Source organism: Lysobacter gummosus (assembly GCF_001442805.1).
GTDB lineage: Bacteria > Pseudomonadota > Gammaproteobacteria > Xanthomonadales > Xanthomonadaceae > Lysobacter > Lysobacter gummosus.
Map to the genome: position 1 here is coordinate 1,231,819 of NZ_CP011131.1, position 18,370 is coordinate 1,250,188.

14 protein-coding genes are annotated in these 18,370 nt (G+C 66.9%); 8 read left to right on the forward strand and 6 right to left on the reverse strand.

From position 1 onward, the window contains the following. Window positions 1-331 precede the first annotated feature (331 nt). Window positions 332-865, forward strand: coding sequence for an SRPBCC family protein (locus tag LG3211_RS04990; RefSeq protein WP_057941859.1), 534 nt, complete (start codon window positions 332-334; stop codon window positions 863-865). 172 nt (window positions 866-1,037) lie between these two features. Here LG3211_RS04990 and LG3211_RS04995 read toward each other — a convergent pair whose 3' ends face one another. Together LG3211_RS04995 and LG3211_RS05000 are read right to left on the reverse strand one after the other, a co-directional pair. Continuing rightward, the gene (locus tag LG3211_RS04995; protein ID WP_057941860.1) at window positions 1,038-2,462 is read right to left on the reverse strand and encodes a serine hydrolase domain-containing protein; all 1,425 of its coding nucleotides are present in this window, start codon (window positions 2,460-2,462) and stop codon (window positions 1,038-1,040) included. A gap of 528 nt (window positions 2,463-2,990) precedes the next feature. Further along, window positions 2,991-4,583 carry a GMC family oxidoreductase gene (locus tag LG3211_RS05000; protein ID WP_057941861.1) on the reverse strand — a complete coding sequence of 531 codons (1,593 nt, stop codon included), beginning with the start codon at window positions 4,581-4,583 and terminating at the stop codon, window positions 2,991-2,993. 287 nt (window positions 4,584-4,870) lie between these two features. On the opposite strand from LG3211_RS05000, the gene LG3211_RS05005 reads away from it, so the two are divergent. The 6 genes from LG3211_RS05005 (at window position 4,871) to LG3211_RS05030 (ending at window position 11,509) form a co-directional block, all read left to right on the forward strand. Continuing rightward, window positions 4,871-6,259, forward strand: a complete 1,389-nt coding sequence (locus LG3211_RS05005) for an NTP/NDP exchange transporter (protein ID WP_057941862.1) — start codon at window positions 4,871-4,873, stop codon at window positions 6,257-6,259. Further along, the gene (locus tag LG3211_RS05010) at window positions 6,256-7,137 is read left to right on the forward strand and encodes a metallophosphoesterase (RefSeq protein WP_057941863.1); all 882 of its coding nucleotides are present in this window, start codon (window positions 6,256-6,258) and stop codon (window positions 7,135-7,137) included. Before LG3211_RS05005 ends, LG3211_RS05010 begins: the two co-directional genes overlap by 4 nt. A gap of 51 nt (window positions 7,138-7,188) precedes the next feature. Continuing rightward, window positions 7,189-8,340, forward strand: coding sequence for a hypothetical protein (locus LG3211_RS05015; protein WP_057941864.1), 1,152 nt, complete (start codon window positions 7,189-7,191; stop codon window positions 8,338-8,340). Window positions 8,341-8,551: 211 nt separating this feature from the next. Further along, window positions 8,552-9,901 carry an NTP/NDP exchange transporter gene (locus LG3211_RS05020; protein WP_057941865.1) on the forward strand — a complete coding sequence of 450 codons (1,350 nt, stop codon included), beginning with the start codon at window positions 8,552-8,554 and terminating at the stop codon, window positions 9,899-9,901. Then, on the forward strand, window positions 9,898-11,028 hold the full coding sequence (locus LG3211_RS05025; protein WP_148648756.1) for an SDR family oxidoreductase: 1,131 nt from the start codon (window positions 9,898-9,900) through the stop codon (window positions 11,026-11,028). Before LG3211_RS05020 ends, LG3211_RS05025 begins: the two co-directional genes overlap by 4 nt. Window positions 11,029-11,158: 130 nt before the next feature. Continuing rightward, window positions 11,159-11,509, forward strand: coding sequence for a DUF1304 domain-containing protein (locus LG3211_RS05030; protein ID WP_057941866.1), 351 nt, complete (start codon window positions 11,159-11,161; stop codon window positions 11,507-11,509). 272 nt (window positions 11,510-11,781) lie between these two features. On the opposite strand, the gene wrbA is transcribed toward LG3211_RS05030, so the two are convergent. Continuing rightward, a complete protein-coding gene (gene wrbA, locus LG3211_RS05035) occupies window positions 11,782-12,381 on the reverse strand; it encodes an NAD(P)H:quinone oxidoreductase (RefSeq protein ID WP_057941867.1) in 600 nt (199 codons plus the stop codon). A gap of 437 nt (window positions 12,382-12,818) precedes the next feature. On the opposite strand from wrbA, the gene LG3211_RS05040 reads away from it, so the two are divergent. Continuing rightward, window positions 12,819-14,024, forward strand: a complete 1,206-nt coding sequence (locus tag LG3211_RS05040) for an MFS transporter (RefSeq protein ID WP_057941868.1) — start codon at window positions 12,819-12,821, stop codon at window positions 14,022-14,024. 282 nt (window positions 14,025-14,306) lie between these two features. Here the strand turns inward: LG3211_RS05040 and LG3211_RS05045 are convergent, their stop codons facing one another. From LG3211_RS05045 to LG3211_RS05055, 3 genes are all read right to left on the reverse strand, one after another. Further along, window positions 14,307-14,684 carry a hypothetical protein gene (locus LG3211_RS05045; RefSeq protein ID WP_057941869.1) on the reverse strand — a complete coding sequence of 126 codons (378 nt, stop codon included), beginning with the start codon at window positions 14,682-14,684 and terminating at the stop codon, window positions 14,307-14,309. Between the two features lie 19 nt (window positions 14,685-14,703). Next, window positions 14,704-15,180, reverse strand: coding sequence for a hotdog fold domain-containing protein (locus tag LG3211_RS05050; RefSeq protein ID WP_057941870.1), 477 nt, complete (start codon window positions 15,178-15,180; stop codon window positions 14,704-14,706). Between the two features lie 346 nt (window positions 15,181-15,526). Next, window positions 15,527-18,013 (reverse strand): acyl-CoA dehydrogenase, encoded by a 2,487-nt coding sequence (locus LG3211_RS05055; protein ID WP_057941871.1) that lies wholly within the window; start codon window positions 18,011-18,013, stop codon window positions 15,527-15,529. Window positions 18,014-18,370: the final 357 nt, after the last annotated feature.

The following is an 18,370-nucleotide window of genomic DNA, read 5'->3' on the forward strand; positions in this document are numbered from 1 at the left end:
ATCCCCGATTAGCCGTAATCCAGCTCTCTCCCCGCAGCCCAGGCGGGGAGAGAGTTTTTTTTTGCGCGGGCGATTGCCGCGCCAGGCGGACGAACGGCCGCCCGGCCGCGACGGTTCACGGCTGCGACTTGCCCGAGGCGGGGTTCGCGAACGCGTGGGCGAGCAGCCCGCGCCGGCCTGCGAAGCCCCCCGGATCGCGACATCGGGCTTGCGCCAACCGCGGCGCAGTGGGTACCGGCGCATCGCCTCCCGTCGGCAACAAGCCGCCGCCGCAGTCCCGTCACGGCGGCAGCGGTTAGCATCGCGGTCAACACACCGCCAGGGACGCGCCATGAAGACTTTGCTCAAGGGCCTGCTGTACCTCGTCGTCCTGCTCGCCGCCGTGTTCGTGGTCGGCGGCTTCCTGTTGCCGTCCAGCAGCCACGTCGAGCGCTCGATCACCATCGATCGGCCGCCGGCCGAGGTGCACGCGATGCTCGACTCCTACAAGCGCTTCAACGAGTGGTCGCCGTGGTTCGAGATCGAGCCGACCGCGAAGTACGCCTACAGCGGCCCGGAGTCGGGCGTCGGCGCGGCGATGAGCTGGGAAGGGGCGAAGGTCGGCAAGGGCAGCCAGCGCATCACCGAGTCGGTGCCGCAGCAGAAGGTGGTCAACGCGCTCGACTTCGACGGCACCCAGGCGACCGGCATCTTCGGCTTGCAGGTGCAGGGCGCCGGCACGCGGGTGACCTGGACGCTGGAGAGCGAGCACGGCAACAACCTGGTCTCGCGCTGGTTCGGGCTGCTGCTCGACTCGATGGTCGGCAAGGACTACGAGAAGGGGTTGGCTAAGCTGAAGCTGGTGCTGGAGAGTGAGCCGGGGTGATTGGGGCCGGGAATCGGGAATCGGGAATCGTTAAAGCGGCAGGCGGGGTGGCTGCGGTAACGCGGTCTTCGGATGCCGACACAGATGCATAAACGAAAAGGCCCGCCAATGGCGGGCCTTTTCGTTTCATGCTGTTCCCGATTCCCGATTCCCGATTCCCGATTCCCGATCCTCAGTGCGGCGCCGCGGTGGACTTCTGCGCGTTGCTGCCGGTCGGGTCCTGCGGGTTCACGCCTTCCGACGCGTACAGGCCCGGGTCGTCGAAGCCGTCCACGTCGAGCCAGCGCTGCACCGGCATGCCGATGGCGCGGTCCAGCATGGTCGGCAGCAGGCCGGTCGGCAGACCGCTCTCGCTGTTCCACAGCACGGCGATGCCGAGGTCGCGCTCGGGCAGCATCGCGACCATGCCGCGATAGCCCTGCACCGCGCCGGCGTGGAAGACCACGCGGTGGCCGGCGTAGTCGAACACGCGCCAACCCAGCGCGTAACCGGCCGAGCCCAGGCGCTGACGGCGCCAGCTGGAGCCGCGGATCTCGGTGGGCGTCTCCACCAGCGGCTGATGCAGCGTCGCCAGCAGCGGCAGCGGCAGCACGTCGGGACGATGCCCGGTCTGCGCGATCAACCACTGCGCCATATCGCTGGCGCTGGCATTGACGCCGGCGGCCGGCGGCAGTTGGTAGTAGGTCGGCTTGGGCGTCAGCGAAGCCCAGCCGCCGCGCGCGCGCACGTGCGGCTTGGCCCAGCGCGCGGCTGAGGTGATGCCTTCCAGACCCAGGCTGGCGTCGTTCATGCCCAAGGGCTTGAACAGGCGGCGCTGCACTTCCTGGCTGTAGAAGTCGCCGGTGGCGGCGAAGACCACGTCGCCGATCAGGCTGAAGGCGATGTTCTGGTAGCCGTAGCAGGTGCCGGGCTGGCAGCTCATCGGCGCGTAGGCCAGCTTCTGCGTGAGCACGCGGTAGTCGGCGTAGTTTTCCAGATCGCGGTCGTAGGTGTTGTGGGTCAGGCCGACGCGATGGCTGAGCAGGTCGGCGACGGTGACGGTGCGCGCGGCGTTGGGATCGATCAACTGGAAGCTGGGCATGTAATCGACCAGCTTGCTGTCCCAGCGCAGCGTGCCGTCGTTGACCAGCAGCCCGGTCAGAGTGCCGGCGAAGCTCTTGGACAGCGAGGCCAGGCGGAACACGGTGTGGGCGTCGATCGGCTCGGCGTTGCGCACGTCGGTGACGCCGTAGCCGCGCGCGCTGAGGATCTGGCCGTTGTGGACGATGGCCATGGCCATGCCCGGAATGCGTTGGTCGGCGACCAGCGCCTGCGCCATCGCTTCGAACTGGCGCACGTCGAAGTCGGCGGCCAGCGGCATCACGCGCGGATTGAGGTTGTTGGCGGCTGAGCCGATCTGCAGGCCTTGCGGCGCGACGGTGCCGTCGATGCCTTGCGAGCGCGCCACGCCCGCTTGCGAAACGCTGGGCTGCGACGGATCGGGCGTGTGCCAGCGCAGCGACGTCTGCGCCGTGGACCCCAGGGTGAGCGTAAGCAGGGCAGCGAGAGTGCCCAGGCGCCAGGGGTTGAGTGAGCGTCGGGAGGAGTCGTGTTTCATCGCTCGCAGCGCCTGCGTGGACCGGGATGAGTTGATTCTAGCTCCGATCTCAGGGAATTGAACAACAACCGCATTCAGGATTCTGATTTTTCAGGGATTAATGGCCGCGGTGACGGCCGATTGCGCAAACGTTCGGAGTGCCGGCAAGCGGCCAGTGGAGAGAGGCTTTGGTGTCGCCGACCCGGACAATTCGCTCCCTTTGAAAAAGGGGGCTGGCGCCTGCGTTGTTGAGGGGGGCGGGAAGCCATCTGCGCCGGGGGATTTGCTTTGGGGGTGCGGGAAGATCAAAAGCAAATCCCCCTGGCCCCCCGGCCCACAGGCGCAGCCTGTGGGCGTTCAGTGCCGCGCGAACCTGCGGTTCGCAAGCGCGGCCCTTCACCCTTTTTCAAAAGGGGGGAATCGGGTTGGTGGGGGCAGGGAGAAACTTGCTGCGATTCCTGATTCCTGATTCCCGATTCCCGATTCCCGATTCCCGATTCCCGATTCCCGATTCCCGAATCCCGAATCCCGAATCCCGAATCCCGAAAATCAAACCCGCCCGCGAATCAGATCCGAAGCGCGCTCGGCGATCATGATCGTCGGCGCATTGGTATTGCCGCTGACCAAAGTCGGCATCACCGAGGCATCGATCACCCGCAGGCCGTCGATGCCGCGCACGCGCAATTGCGAATCCACCACCGAGGCCGCGTCGTCGCCCATGCGGCAAGTGCCGACCGGGTGATACACGGTCTCGGCCTTGGCGCGCACGAACTCGACCAGTTCGGCGTCGCTCAGATCCTCGCGCGCGGGGAAGATCGGCTTGCCGCGGTATGCGTCGAAGGCTTTCTGCTTGAACAAGGTGCGCGAGAGCTTGGCGCACTCGACCATCATCTTCATGTCGAAGCCTTCCGCATCGCTCAGGTAATTGGCGTTGATGCGGACCTTGTCGCCGGCGCTGGCGCTGACCAGTTCGAGATGGCCGCGGCTGCGCGGGTGCAGGAAACAGGCGTGGGCGGTGTAGCCGTCGCCGCGGAGGCGATGGCGGCCGTGATCGTCGAGCATCGCCGGCACGAAATGGAACTGCACGTCGGCGCGATCGTCCGGCGCCAGGTCGGAGCGCACGAAGCCGCCGGCCTCGGCGATGTTGCTGCTGCCCGGGCCGCTGTGGCCGCGCAGGTAATAGTTGAGGGCGACCACGATGTCGCTGAGGCGATCGTAGGTGACGCGCTGGGTGGAGTGCTGCAGCGTACAGATGTCCAGATGGTCCTGCAGGTTCTGCCCGACTTGCGGTGCGTCGGCGACGACTTCGATGCCGTGCCGGCGCAACTGATCGGCGGGGCCGACGCCCGACAGCATCAGCAACTGCGGCGAATTGATCGCGCCGCCGCTGAGCAGCACTTCGCGCTGCGCGTGCTGATGATAGGCGCGGCCGCCGCTGCTGTAGACCACGCCGGTGGCGCGGCCGTTCTCGATGGTGATGCGGCTGACCAGCGCTTTGGTAACGATCTGCAGGTTGTGGCGTTCGCGCGCCGGGTCCAGGTAGGCGACGGCGCTGGAGCAGCGCGCGCCGTTCTTCTGCGTCACCTGGTAATAGCCGAAGCCCTCCTGGCTGGGGCCGTTGAAATCGCCGTTGGCCGCATAACCGGCCTGGCGCGCGGCTTCGATGAAGACGGCCGACAGCGGATTGGTGTAGCGCAGGTCCGACACGTACAACGGACCCATGCTGCCGTGCAGGGCGTCGTCGCCGCGGCTGTTGCGCTCGCTGCGGCGGAAGTAGGGCAGCACGCTGTTCCAGTCCCAGCCGCTGGCGCCGGCGGCGGCCCAGCCGTCGTAGTCGCCGGTCGCGCCGCGGATGTAGCACATGGCGTTGATCGAGCTCGAACCGCCGAGCACCTTGCCGCGCGGCCACCACAGCACCCGGTTGTCCAGGTTCGGCTCCGGCGCGGTGTCGTAATCCCAGTTCACTCCCTTCTTGTTGACCAGCTTGGCCACGCCGGCGGGCATGTGGATGAAGGGGTGCAGATCGCGCGGGCCGGCTTCGATGAGCAGCACACGGGTATCGGGGTCTTCGCTGAGGCGATTGGCGAGCACGCAGCCGGCCGATCCGGCGCCGATGATGATGTAGTCGAACTCGGTGGGCACTGGCGCATCCCGCAGGGGCGCGGCATCGGTTGCCGCGCGGATCGGGCGACCGTAAGCGGCAAAACTAGAGCAAATGCTCCCAACGCCGGGCGCCCCCGGTTCCGCCACACGCTGTGGTGGCGGCCGCCGACGCCTTGGGCTACCGTGCCGGCAAACCTGCACGGCCGGCAGTGGCGGCCGCGCAGGCGACGACGGGAACGCATCGCGACGGCTCCCGCGCCGCTGATCCGCAATCCACGATCTGCAGAGCCGACCGGCTTCCGGCGGTTCACTCACGGAGCGACGCGATGTCGGCAGTTCAAGGCGCCAGCCTGTCCACCGGACGGGTCCATTCCGGCGAATGGCGCGCGGTGGCTTTATCGGTGGCGTATTTCTTCTGCGTGCTCACCGCGTACTACATGATCCGGCCGGTGCGCGACCAGCTCAGCGCCGTGGTCGGCTCCACCCAGTTGCCGTGGTTCTACGCGGCCACGTTGCTGGCGACGCTGGCCTTGACGCCGGTGTTCTCGGGGTTGGTCTCGCGCTATCCGCGCCGGGTGGTGGTGCCGGTGGTGTACGGCTTCTTCATCGCCTGCCTGATCGGCTTCGTGCCGCTGTTCGGCGCGCACGGGCCGCTGAGCCCGCGCGTGCTGGGCACGGTGTTCTTCGTCTGGATCAGCGTGTTCAATCTGTTCGTGGTGTCGGTGTTCTGGAGCTTCATGACCGACATCTGGAACGAAGGCCAGGCGCGCCGGCTGTTTCCGATCATCGCCGTCGGCGGCACGGTCGGCTCGCTGGTCGGGCCGGCGTTGACCGGGCGACTGGTCGGCGTGATCGGCGTGGCGCCGTTGCTGGTGGTGTCGGCCTCGCTGCTGGGGCTGGCGCTGGTGTTCGTGATCCTGCTGGGGCGGTGGTCGCGCGTGCACGGCACGCGCCGTTTCGAGAGCAGCCACGAGGCGGCGATCGGCGGCGGCATGTTCGACGGGATCAAGCAGGTCTTCGCCAATCCGTTCATGCGTTCGATGGCGATCCTGCTGTTGCTGGGCGACTGGATCGGCACGGTCAACTACGGCCTGGTCGTGGACTATTCCAAGGCGACCTTCACCGACGCGGTCTCGCGCACGCGCTTCGCCGCCGACCTGGATCTGATGACCAACATCGTGGCGCTGAGCGCGCAGGTGCTGCTGACGCCGTGGCTGCTGTCGCGGCGCGGCGCGGCCTCGGTGATCGGCGTGTGGTCGGTGGTGACGGTGATGTTCCTGACCCTGTCGGCCTCGGTCGCCGACGCGCACGCGCCCTTGACCGAACTGTTCCCCGCCTACGGCGCCTTGATCGCGTCGTTGCCGGCGGGCATGGCGGCGATGATCGGACCGCTGCCGGCGGTGGCGATGGCGCTGGTGGTCAGTCGCGGGCTGGCCTACGGCATGGTCGGTCCGGCGCGCGAGAGCCTGTTCTCCAGCGCCGCGCGCACCCTGCGCTACAAGGGCAAGAACGCGGTCGATACCGCCGCCTGGCGCTTCGGCGATGTGGCGGTGGCGACGACGATGGTCGGCCTGCGCAGCCTGGGCGTCGGCGTCGCCGGGCTGGCCGGCATCAGCGCGGTGGTCGCGGCCGGTGCCGGTGTGGTCGGCTGGAACCTCGCGCGCTGGGTGCAACGCGGCGGCGCGGCCGAACCGGGCGAGGGCGCTCGCGCATGAGGCGCGGTTGGCGGCCGTGGCCGCGTCAGCAGTGGCTGCAGCGGTTGTTCGTCACCCTCGTGCTGTGCGCGCTGGCATGTCTGGCCTGGGGGTTCTTCTGGGAACCGCGGCAACTGGTCGAACGCGATTACGCCTTCGCCCTGCCGCACTGGCCGCGCGAATGCGAGGGCCTGCGCCTGGACGTGGTCGCCGACCTGCACACCGGCTCGCCGCACAACGGCCTGGACAAGCTCGACGACATCGTCGGCCGACTCGCCGCCAGCGATGCCAGCGCAGTGCTGATGGCGGGCGACTACGTGATTCTCAGCGTGCTCGGCGGCACGTATATCTCCGCCGACCAACTCGCGCCGCATCTCAAGCCGCTGACCGCGCGCAAACCGGTCTATGCCGTGCTCGGCAACCATGACTGGTGGAAGGACGGCCACAAGGTGCGCGCGGCGCTGGAATCGGCCGGCGTGACCGTGCTGGAAGACCAGGCCCGGGCCGCGCAGTTCGGCGAGTGTCGGGTATGGATCGTCGGCATCGGCGACAAATGGGAAACCCGTCACGACGTCGCCGGCGCCTTCGCCGGCGTCGGCGACGACGCCCCGACGATCGCGTTGACCCACAACCCGGATCTGTTTCCCGACATTCCGCCGCGCGCCTCGCTGACCATCGCCGGCCACACCCACGGCGGTCAGGTCAGATTGCCGTGGATCGGCACGCCGGTGCTGCCGGCCGAACAGCGTTACGCCGGCGGCTACCTGATCGAGCACGACAAGCATCTGTTCGTCTCCACCGGCATCGGCACCAGCATCCTGCCGGTGCGGTTCGGGGTGCCGCCGGAGATTTCGCGGTTGACCTTGCGCGCGGCGGCGAGAGAACCGGTGCGGCGCTGATCTTCGCGCTAAGGTGGCCGCGACGGCCTGACGGATATGGAGCACAGGTAGATGGACCGCAATGCGATGCTGTGCGCCGTTGTGTTGATGCTGATCGGCCTGTGGCCGTGGCGACCGGCGCGGGCCGATCTTTTCGAGCCGCCGCGCGTCGAGACTTACCTCTCCGGCAACGGGCGCTATCGGCTGACGGTGACGCCGTCGGCGGACCCTGCGCCGCGCGAGCGAAAAGACGTTCCGCCGGAAAAGACCGCGCAAGCCCGCATGGAGCGCCGGGAAGGGGCGGGCTGGGTGCAGGTATGGCGCGGACCGCTGCGCAATCCGGTGGCGCCGCCCTGGGCCGTGGTGTCGGACGACGGTCGGACGGCGACCTTCAACGACTGGTACGGCGCCGGCCACGGCCCGCGCGTGGTCGTGCTGTACGACACCGTCGGCCGCATGGTGCGCTCGCTGGGCCTGGAGCAATTGCTGCCGGCCGATTATGTGCGCGCCTTGCCGCGCTCGGTCAGCTCGATCGACTGGGGCCGCGAGCACAGGTTTTCGGCCGACGGGCGCCAAGTGCTGCTGCGCGTGGCGATTCCCAACAACAACGACCGCAGCTACGAGCCGGCCGGTTATGTCGAACTGGCGCTGGATGCAACGACTGGACGGCGTGCATCCGGCTATGAGACCGCACTGCGGCGCGCTTATATCCAAGCCGCACCAGCCATCGCCAGAGAGCAGGTGTTTTGGGAGGCGGCGAAAGCGGTCCGGCGCGCGCCGCTGCTGGCGCCGGCGACGAGCGATTACCGCGACTGGAACCGCTACCTGTCCGAGGCTTGCCGTCGGCTCGATCCCGACGCTGGCGAGCGTGGGCCGGGGTTGCGCCGGATCCAGATGCAAGCCGGCCGCGCGGACTTGCCCGAACTGCGGCAGATCGTCGAGACCTTGTCGAACCCCGGCCGCGAAACCGGGGCATTGGTGTTCGCAACGGTGTTCGACCCGCGCTCCGAGCAGGATTCCCTGGTCGCAGCCCTGGCCAAGGCCGCGCAGGAAGCCCCCGCAGGACGCCTGGCGGGGCGTCGGGTGTGTGTGCTGGTCGACGACCGGCGCTCCGCCGCCGCGGCCGCGGCGCTGGCGCGCACCGGCGCGACCTACGTGCAGCTCGATCCGTCCCAGCCGATCGCGCAGCGCCCTGAGGTGCTGCGGGAGCTCGAGCGAAACTGAGCAACGCATCCGCAGCCTATGCCAAAGGTCGGGATGACCATCCGCAGACGCCGCCGCTCTGAGCGCGGCGCTAGCTTGTGTGTGGGAAAAGGGAGCTCAGGACCATGCGCGAACCGTGTCTGCGGTGCGGATGCGAACGCATGCGCGTGCCATCGGGCGCAGTGCGCGGCGAATATGAAACCTCGTATACGGGCGATCACAGGGCGCGCGCATGAACGGCTTGCGCAAGGCGCTGGCGCAGACGCCGCCGCTGTGGTGGTCGCTGCTGTACTTCTTCTGTCTGCTCTGCGGCTACTACGTGCTGCGCCCGGTGCGCGATGCGATGGGCGCATCCAGCGACGCGGCCACGGTGTTTCCGCATGCGGCGATCCAATGGGCGCAATCGCACGGGCTGCAGCTCAAGGACTTCGTGCTGCAAGTGCTGTTCACCTGCACCTTCGTGGTCATGATCGCGTTGCAGCCGGTGTACGGCGCGCTGGTCGCGCGGTTCCCGCGGCGAGTGTTCCTGCCGGTGGTCTACGGCATCTTCATTCTCTGTCTGTTCGCGTTCCACTGGGCGTTCCACACCCAGGTGCCCGGACGCGGCATGGTGTTCTTTGTGTGGACGGCGATCTTCAATCTGTTCGCGGTGACCGTGTTCTGGAGCTACATGGCGGATGTGTTCGACGATCGCCAGGCGCGCCGGGTGTACGGCTACATCGGCGCCGGGGGCACCGCCGGCGCGGTGATCGGGCCGATGTTGACGCAATGGCTGGTGCAGCCGCTGGGTGTGGCGAATCTGCTGCTGGTCTCGGCCGGGTTCCTGGCGGTGTGCGTGCTGTGCATCGTGCGCTTGCGGCCGTGGGCGATCCGGCGCGCGCATGCGCAAGGGCTGGACAGCGGCGAGGGCGCGATGGGCGGCTCGGTCTGGGCCGGGCTGAAGCTGGTGTGGCAGCGGCCGGTGCTGCGGGCGATGGCGGCGACCTTGTTCTTCAGCGTCGGCGCGGCGACCTTGCTCTACAACCAGCAGGCGGCGATCGCGCGCGAGTTCTATCCCGGCGCCGAAGCGGCGACGGCGTACTTCGCCCGCATCGACAGTGCGGTGAATCTGCTTGCGATCCTGACCCAACTGCTGCTCACGCGCTGGCTGCTCGATCGCCACGGCGTCGCCCCCGCGCTGCTGATGCCCGGATTGATCCTGCTGCTGGGTTTCGGCGTGCTGATGGCGTCGCCGCTGCCGGTGATGGTCGCGATCGTGCAGGTGCTGCAGCGCGGCAGCGAGTTCGCCCTGGCCAAGCCGGCGCGCGAGACCTTGTACACGCGGGTGGACCGTCCATCGCGCTACAAGGGCAAGGCGGTGATCGACACCGCGATCTTCCGCGGCACCGATCTGGCCTTCGTTTGGATCCACAAGGCGGTGGCGTTGTTCGGCACCCAGGCGGTGTTCGCGGCCGGCGCGATCGCCGCCGCGGGCATGACCGCCGGCGCCTGGAGCATCGTGCGCGCGCAGCGCGGCCTGCCAGGCGCCGATTCCTCTTCCGACAGCGCTTTCGACCGACAACCCGCACGAGGTGAATCATGACCTTCAACCGCCGCGATTTTCTCGCCGCCGGTGCCGCCGGCGCCGGCCTGCTAGCGATGCCTTCGTTCGCGCGCACGATTCTTCAGCCCAAGCCGCGCAAGATTCTGGTGATGGGCGGCACCGGGTTTCTCGGGCCGCACTTCGTCGAGATCGCGCGCAAGCACGGCCATACGCTGACGCTGTTCAATCGCGGCAAGACCAATCCGGACAAGTTTTCCGGCGAGGAGTACCACGACATCGAGCAGTTGCACGGCGATCGCAAGACCGACATGAAGGCGCTGGAAGGCGACCGCCAATGGGACGCGGTGCTCGATACCTCGGCTTACATCCCGGCCGATGTGACGCGGTCGGGCAAGTTGCTCGCGGCGCGGGTGAAGCAATACGTGCTGGTTTCGACCATTTCGGTGTATGCCAAGAACGATGCGCCGGCCGATGAGACCTCGCCGGTCGCGACGCTGGCCGATCCCAACGTCACGGAAGTCACCGGCGAAACCTACGGCGGATTGAAGGCGCTGTGCGAGAAGGCCGCCGAGCAGGAACTGCCCGGCCGCACGACCGTGGTCCGGCCGGGTTTGATCGTCGGCCCGGGCGACAACAGCGACCGCTTCACCTATTGGCCGGCGCGCGCCGATCGTGGCGGCGAGATCCTCGCGCCCGGCAGCGAACAAGACCCGACCCAGTTCATCGACGTGCGCGATCTGGCCGCGTTCCTGCTGACCACGATCGAGCGCGGCCACGTCGGCATCTACAACGCCGACGGCGCCCCCGGCGCGCTGACCATGGGCGCGGTGTTGCGCGAATCGCAGCGCGCTTCGGGCAAGAAATCCAGCGTGACCTGGGTACCGGCGGATTTCCTGGAAGAGCAGAAGGTGCAGGCCTGGAGCGACATGCCGGCGTGGATTCCGGCGCGCGGCGAATACGCCGGCTTCGGCCGCACCTCGGTGAGCAAGGCGAAAGCGGCGGGGTTGAATTACCGGCCCTTGCGCGAGACCGCGCGCGACACCCTGGTGTGGTGGCGGACGCTGCCGGAAGAGCGCCGCGCGAAGCTCAAGGCCGGCTTGAAGCCGGAGCGCGAGGCCGAGGTGCTCAAGGCCTGGCATGCGAAGGCGAAGACGAAGGGCGGTTGATTTCGCGGGGCGCCGTGTGGGGTGACGGACGCGATCTCGCGGTTGCTCTCAAGCCGTGGCGCGGATCTCGGCGTCGGCCGTGCGAAGCCGTATGCTGCGCGCTTCGATCTCACCTTATGGAGCACGCCCGATGCATTGGCTCGCCATCGTCCTGATCGCCGTGGTCGCGTCGCTTCATCTGTATTTCCTGGTCCTGGAGATGTTCCTGTGGACCAGGCCGCTCGGCATGAAGGTGTTCCGCAATACCCCGGAAAAGGCCGAGATCACCCGGGTGCTGGCGGCCAATCAGGGGCTGTACAACGGCTTCCTGGTCGCCGGTCTGGTCTGGGGATTGGCCTGCGCGCGCGTGGACGTGGCGACGTTCTTCCTGGCCTGCGTGGTGGTCGCCGGCGCTTATGGCGCGGCTACGGTCAGCCGGCGGATCTTCTATGTGCAGGCGGTTCCGGCGCTGGCTGCGTTGGCGGCGGTGTGGTTGCTGTAGGTCCCTTCGAGGGCAAGAGCGAATCCCTCACGCTCCGATTCGCTATCTGAAACGGAGTGCTCGCCGGGCGTCAGCCCCTTTTCCAAAGGGGGCGCGATTTGCGTGTTTCGGCCCCAGCGACGAAACCTTCCACCCTGAGCGTATCGTTCCTCCCTTTGAAAAAGGGTGAAGGGCCGCGCTTGCGAACCGCAGGTTCGCGCGGCACTGAACGCCCACAGGCTGTGCCTGTGGGCCGGAGGGCTAGGGGGGATTTGCTTTTAGCTCTCCCCAACTCACCCGTGCAGCTTTTTAGCCGTCTCAGCCACCTCGCGCCCCTGGTAACGCGCCGCATCAAGCTCATTCTGAGTCGGCTGCCGCGAACCATCGCCGCCGGTGATGGTGGTGGTGCCATAAGGCGAGCCGCCGGTGACTTCGTCCAGCCGCATCTGCCCGGCATAGCCGTAGTTGAGCCCGACGATCACCATGCCGAAGTGCAGCAGGTTGGTGATGATCGAGAACAACGTCGTTTCCTGGCCGCCGTGCTGGGTCGCGGTCGAGGTGAAGGCCGCGCCGACCTTGCCGTGCAACGCGCCCTTGGCCCACAGCCCGCCGGCCTGATCGAGGAAGTTGGCCATCTGCGAGGACATCCGCCCGAAGCGGGTGCCGGTGCCGACGACGATGGCGTCGTAATGCTCCAGATCGGCGATCTGCGCGATCGGCGCGGCCTGATCGAGCTTGTAGTGCGACTTGCGCGCGACCTCTTCCGGCACCAGCTCCGGAACGCGCTTGATATCGACCTGCGCGCCGGCCGCGCGCGCGCCTTCGGCCACGGCTTCGGCCATTTTTTCGCAGTGGCCGTAGGCCGAGTAATAAAGCACCAACACCTTCGCCATGATCTTCGCCTCGTGCAGTAGACAGGGCGTCGAGCCTAGACCGGCGATGTTGCAAACGGTGTGACCGGTTGCGCGTTCGTCGCAACGTACGCACGCAAGCCGCACGCGGCCCGGGATCGATCGGGCTGCGTCGATGATGCGCCGGCCAACATGCCGCATCCGCGCGCGCGCGACTAGTTCGCAATCCGGGATTTACAGTCCCGAACGGGCGAAAATCCGCCAAAGCCCGCAACCTCAAGGCTTACGCGCAGCGTCCTCGATTCGGAACAATGAAAGCGACACAGCGTGGTTTATCGACACCACGGTGTTTCCTAAAGTGAACCAATGCGTCGGCACACGGCGCGCCCTCCGGCTTCCTCTGCATTCCTCCTCAATGGTTACGCCGCTACGGCTCGCGCCGTGCGGCGGCGACTGTTCTTTCTTCAAGGAGCACCCCCGTGCTGTTGCCCCTCATGTTGCTGTCGGCGGCCGGTTTCACCGTGCTGACGACCGAATTCATCCTGGTCGGCCTGTTGCCGTCGCTCGCGCGCGATCTGGGCGTGAGCGTTTCCCAGGCCGGCTTGCTGGTGACCTTGTTCGCGTTCGCGGTCGCCGCCAGCGGGCCGTTTTTGACCGCGTATTTCTCGCGTTTCGAACGCAAGCGCTTGTTCATCGTGGTGTTGCTGTTGTTCGCCGCTTCCAATCTGCTCGCGGCGATGGCGCCGAATCTCGGGGTGATGGCGCTCGCGCGATTGATCCCGGCGTTGGGCGTGCCGGTGTTCTGGGCGCTGGCCAGCGAAACCGCGGTCGATCTGGCCGGGCAGGAGCGCGCCGGGCGCGCGATCTCGGTGATTTCCTTCGGCGTGATCTGCGCGACGGTGATCGGTGTTCCCACCGGCACCTTGATCGCCGACGCCTTCGGCTGGCGCGCGGCGTTCGTCGCCCTGGCGATCGCCTCGGTGCTCAAGGCCACGCTGCTGTTCGTATTCCTGCCCGACAGCCGCTCGGCTCAGCCGCAGATGAAGTTGCGCCACCAGTTCCTGGTGCTGCGCGATCCGCGCGTGGGCGGGCATGTGCTGCTGTCGGTAATCCTGTTCACCGGCATGTTCACGGCCTACACCTATCTGGCCGACATGTTCGAACGCCTGGCCGGTTTCAACGGCTCGGTGGTCGGCTGGGCGTTGATGGCATTCGGCGCGGTCGGCCTGATCGGCAATACGCTGGGCGGGCGCATCGTCGATCGCAATCCGCTGGTGGCGTCGCTGATCTTCAGCGTGCCGATGGCGATCGGCCTGGTGCTGGTGGTGCCGGCGGTGCAGTCGCTGCCCTTGTTCGCGGTGACGCTGGCGCTGTGGGGCATCACCCAGGCGGCGTTGTTCCCGGTCAGCCACGTGCGGGTGATGAAGTCGGCGCCGCAGGCGCCGGCGTTCGCGGCGTCGTTGAATATTTCCGGGGCGAATCTGGGCATCGGCGTCGGTGCGATCGTCGGCGGGCAGGTGATCGATGCGGTCGGTGTCGGCGGGTTGGGGTATGCGGCCGCGGGGATCGTCGCGGTGTCGGTGTTGCTTGGCTTCGTGTTGATGTCGGCCGGTAAGCCGGCGGAAGCGGCGGTAGTGGCTACCGGTGAATCGGAGGCAGAGCCCGCGATGGATTGTGTGTCGTAACCGAAGCGCGAAAACCGCTGCCCCCTTTGAAAAAGGGGGCGGGCGCCGGCGAAAGCCGCGTTGTCGATGGCTAACTTCGGCGCGGGGGATTTGCTTTTGCCGTGGTGGCATTGAAGCAAGAGCAAAAGCAAATCCCCCCGGTCCTCCGGCCCACAGGCATAGCCTGTGGGCGTTCAGTGCCGCGCGAACCTGCGGTTCGCAAGCGCGGCCCTTCACCCTTTTTCAAAGGGGGGAATCAGACTTGGGGATTGTGGGAGTTGTGGGGAATGCGGGTGCGGCGGATCAAAGAAACAGCGGCACCGCGAAAATAATCGCGCCCAGCACGAACAGCGCCGTCAGCACATGCACCAGCGGCCGGTTGATCCGCAGAAACACGAATTGCTCGATCGTCCTGCCGACCCAGAACAACGACATTCCCGCCAACACCGCGCGCCCCATGGCGGTGCCGTGCAAGTCGTCGGCGAAGACGAAGCACAGCGCGGCGATGCACAAAAATACGTAGATCAGCCGCAGATTGAGAATCTGCAGGATCGCCCGGTCGGCCACGCTCGCGGCCTTGAGCGATTGGCGCCAGCCGAACAGCTTCCAGAACGCCATGTGGAACAGCGCGAAGGCCAGGCTATGGGCGCCGCCGATCCAGATCCAGGTAGTCGCGTTCATGGCATGGCTCCGCGCGGATTCAGTCGCGCTTGGGCTTGGGCGAAACCCGCATGGCGATGCGCGCCCGGAACACGGGCTCGCCGGCGGGGTTGGTGACTTCGACGTCGACCGGCAGATCATAGCCTCGGTCGGATTCGACGATGGGCGCGGCCGGCGTCGCCACCGCGCGCATGGTCCCGACGGCTTTCTTCAGGTACTCCACGCTCATGCCGATCGGGATCCAGCGCATCGATTTGGGGATGCTGGCGTCGGTCATCACCCCGCCGGTGAGTTCGGCCAGATTGCACATGGCGATGGCGTGCACGGTGCCCAGGTGATTGGTGATGGCGCGACGGTGGCGCATGGTCGCGCTGCAGCGGCCGGGTTCCAACGACTCGAAGCGCGGCGAGATGCTGGCGAAGTAGGGCGCCTTGAAGCACACCGCGCGGGTGAACAGCCAATGGCCGGCGGGATAGCGGGTAATTTTCTTGTACAGGGACAGGACGTTGGCGCTCATGGGCGGGTCCGTGGTTGTGTTGGTAGTGAGTCGGGAGCGGTGGGGATGGATGGTTTCTACCGTCGTTCCCGCAGATGCATGCGTCTGTTCCTATCCGTCATTCCCGCGAACGCGGGAATCCAGCGACTTTCGTGCAGTTGCGACAAAGACACTGGATGTTCGGCTCCGCCGAAGTAAAACGGAGCCCGCGTTCGCGGGAATGACGGTAGGGGAGGCGTGCGGGCACTTGTCGCAACGTCGGTAACCGCGAACCAGCAGTCGCGAACTCCAACCCCAAAACCAAAACGGCGGACCCGAAGGCCCGCCGTTCCGATTCAAGCATCGCGTCGCATCCGCGCGATCCGCATCACGCCGCGGCGCGTGCGTCGGTATTGCCGTGATCGCGCTCGTGCAGCGCCTTGTAACCGGCCGAACGCAGCTCGGCGGCGTCGAAGTCGTCGACGCTGATCGCATCGATGGTCATCTCGCGCAGCTCTTCCAACTGCTTGCGTTCCTCGGCCGTGATCCAGCCCTCGCGCACGCCCTCGTCGAGCTGGCCGGGGAAATCCAGCGCTTCGATGTCGCTGTTCTTCAGCGCCTTGAGGAACTTGCGCTCCACCGGCTCGGCCAGGATCACCTTCTGCAGGTAGCTGTTGATGCGGCCGGCCGGGTTGTTGGCGCACGGCGTGGTGAACACGCCTTCGGCCAGACGGTCGCGGGCGTCGTTGGGCGACATCAGCAAGGACGCGGCACGGTGGCCCAGGCGATCGCTCGGCGCCTGCGCGCGGCGGCCCCAGGGGAAGATCAGCATCCACAGCAGGTAACCGACCGGACGGATCGGGAAGTTGCGCAGCGCGCCCGACAGCGCCAGTTCGATCTTGTGCACGCAGTCGTGGAAGGCCCAGGCCAGCAGCGGCTGATCGCCGACCGGACGGCCCTGGTCTTCGTAACGCTTGAGCATGGCGCTGGCGATGTACAGCTGGCTCAGCACGTCGCCCAGGCGGCCCGACAGGGATTCCTTGAACTTGAGCTTGCCGCCCAGCAGCAGCATCGAGGTGTCGGCCATCACCGCCAGCGTCGCCGAATAACGGTTGAGCTTGCGGTAGTAGCGGCGGGTGTAGGCATCGCCCGGGGCGGCGCCCACGCGCGCGGCGGTCAGGCCGAACCACCAACTGCGCACGGCGTTGGAGATGGCGAAGCCGATGTGGCCGAACAGGTTCTTGTCGAACTCGCGCAGGGCCTCGGCCTTGTCGGGCAGCATCGCCGCCTTCATTTCCTTGAGCACCCACGGGTGGCACAGGATCGCGCCCTGGCCGAAGATCATCAGCGAGCGCGTCATGATGTTCGCGCCTTCCACCGTGATCATGATCGGCAGCGCCTGCCAGTTGCGGCCGGCGTAGTTCTTCGGGCCGAGGATGATGCCCTTGCCGCCGTGGATGTCCATCACGTCCTTGGCCACTTCGCGGGCCATCTCGGTGCAGTGGTACTTGGCGATGGTCGAGGGCACGGCCGGGTTTTCGCCGCGCGCCACCGCCGCGGCGGTGGCCTGCGACAGCGCGCTGATCGCGTAGGCGTGGCCGGCGATGCGGGCGAGGGCTTCTTCCACGCCTTCGAAGCGGCCGACCGACAGGCCGAACTGCTTGCGGATGCGCGCATACGCGCCGGTGACGATCGCGCCCATCTTGGCGCCGCCGCTGCCCGAGGAGGGCAGGGTGATCGAGCGGCCGATCGACAGGCATTCCACCAGCATCTGCCAGCCCTTGCCGGCGTAGGCTTCGCCGCCGATCAGCTGGCTCAGCGGGATGAATACTTCCTTGCCGTGGATCGGGCCGTTCTGGAAGGTGCAGTTGAGCGGGAAGTGGCGGCGGCCGACTTCCACGCCGGCGGTGTCGCGCGGCAACAGCGCGATGGTGATGCCGATGTCGCGCTTGTCGCCGATCAGGCCGTCCGGGTCGTACATGCGGAAGGCCAGGCCGATCAGCGTGGCGACCGGCGCCAGGGTGATGTAGCGCTTATCGAAGGTCAGCTTGACGCCGACCACGCGCGCGCCGTTCCACTCGCCGGTGGTGACGATGCCGTAGTCGGGAATCGAGGTCGCATCCGAGCCGGCCCACGGGCCGGTCAGGCCGAAGCACGGCACTTCGCGGCCGTCGGCCAGGCGCGGCAGGTAGTGGTCCTTCTGTTCCTGGGTGCCGTAGTGCATCAGCAGCTCGGCCGGGCCCAGCGAGTTGGGCACGCCGACCGTGGAGCTGACCACGCTCGACACCGACGCCAGTTTCTGGATCACCTTGTGATTGGCCAGCGCGGAGAAGCCCAGGCCGCCGTACTCCTTCGGGATGTTGAGGCCGAAGAATTTGTTCTTCTTGACGTACTCCCACATCTCCGGCGGCAGATCGGCATCGATGTGCGTGATCTGCCAGTCGTTGGTCATCTTGCACAGCTCTTCGGTCGGGCCGTCGAGGAAGGCTTGTTCTTCCGCGCTCAGTTCCGGCTTGGGCTGCGACAGCAACTGCTGCCAGTCGGGCTTGCCCGAGAACAGCTGGCCTTCGAAACCCACCGTGCCCGCTTCCAGCGCGGTGCGTTCGGTTTCCGACAGCGGCGGCAGAATCTTGGTGTAGAAGCCCAGCAGCGGCTTGGTGATCAGCGGCAGGCGGATCGCCGGCACCAGCAGCGGGACCGCGATCAGGGCCACCAGCACGGCGGCGATGATGGTCGCTGTGGGGCTGGCGCCGAGCAGATAACAGGCGACCAGCGCGGTGGCGGTCAACGCGGCCCAGACCGGCAGACGCAGGCGGTGGTACGCGGCGATCGCGCCGATGAGAAGAAAGGTAAGGAAGGGGATCGCGATACTCATCAGAGCGCTCCAGAGGATGCGGCTGGACTCAGGCTAGTGGGGCTCGTGTGATGTCGGCGCTCAATTCGGCCGGATCGGCTTGCGCAGCCGGTTCGATCGACATTCAAACGCTGGCATCAAACGGGTAACATACGGCCGAGTATGGAATTGCAATCCGGTGCTGTCAACCGAGCCGGCCTTCGCCTCGATAGCCCCCTGCGGACCCCCGCTCGCATCAAGGCGTTGCGGCCTTTCTCCCCTGCTTTTTCTGCTGCATTGCAGCATTAGCCCGCGATTTTCCCGCTGTTTTTCACGAATCCCGATTCCCCGATTCCGAATCCGGGCTTTTTGCTGCACTGCGTACTGTTCCCGACCCTG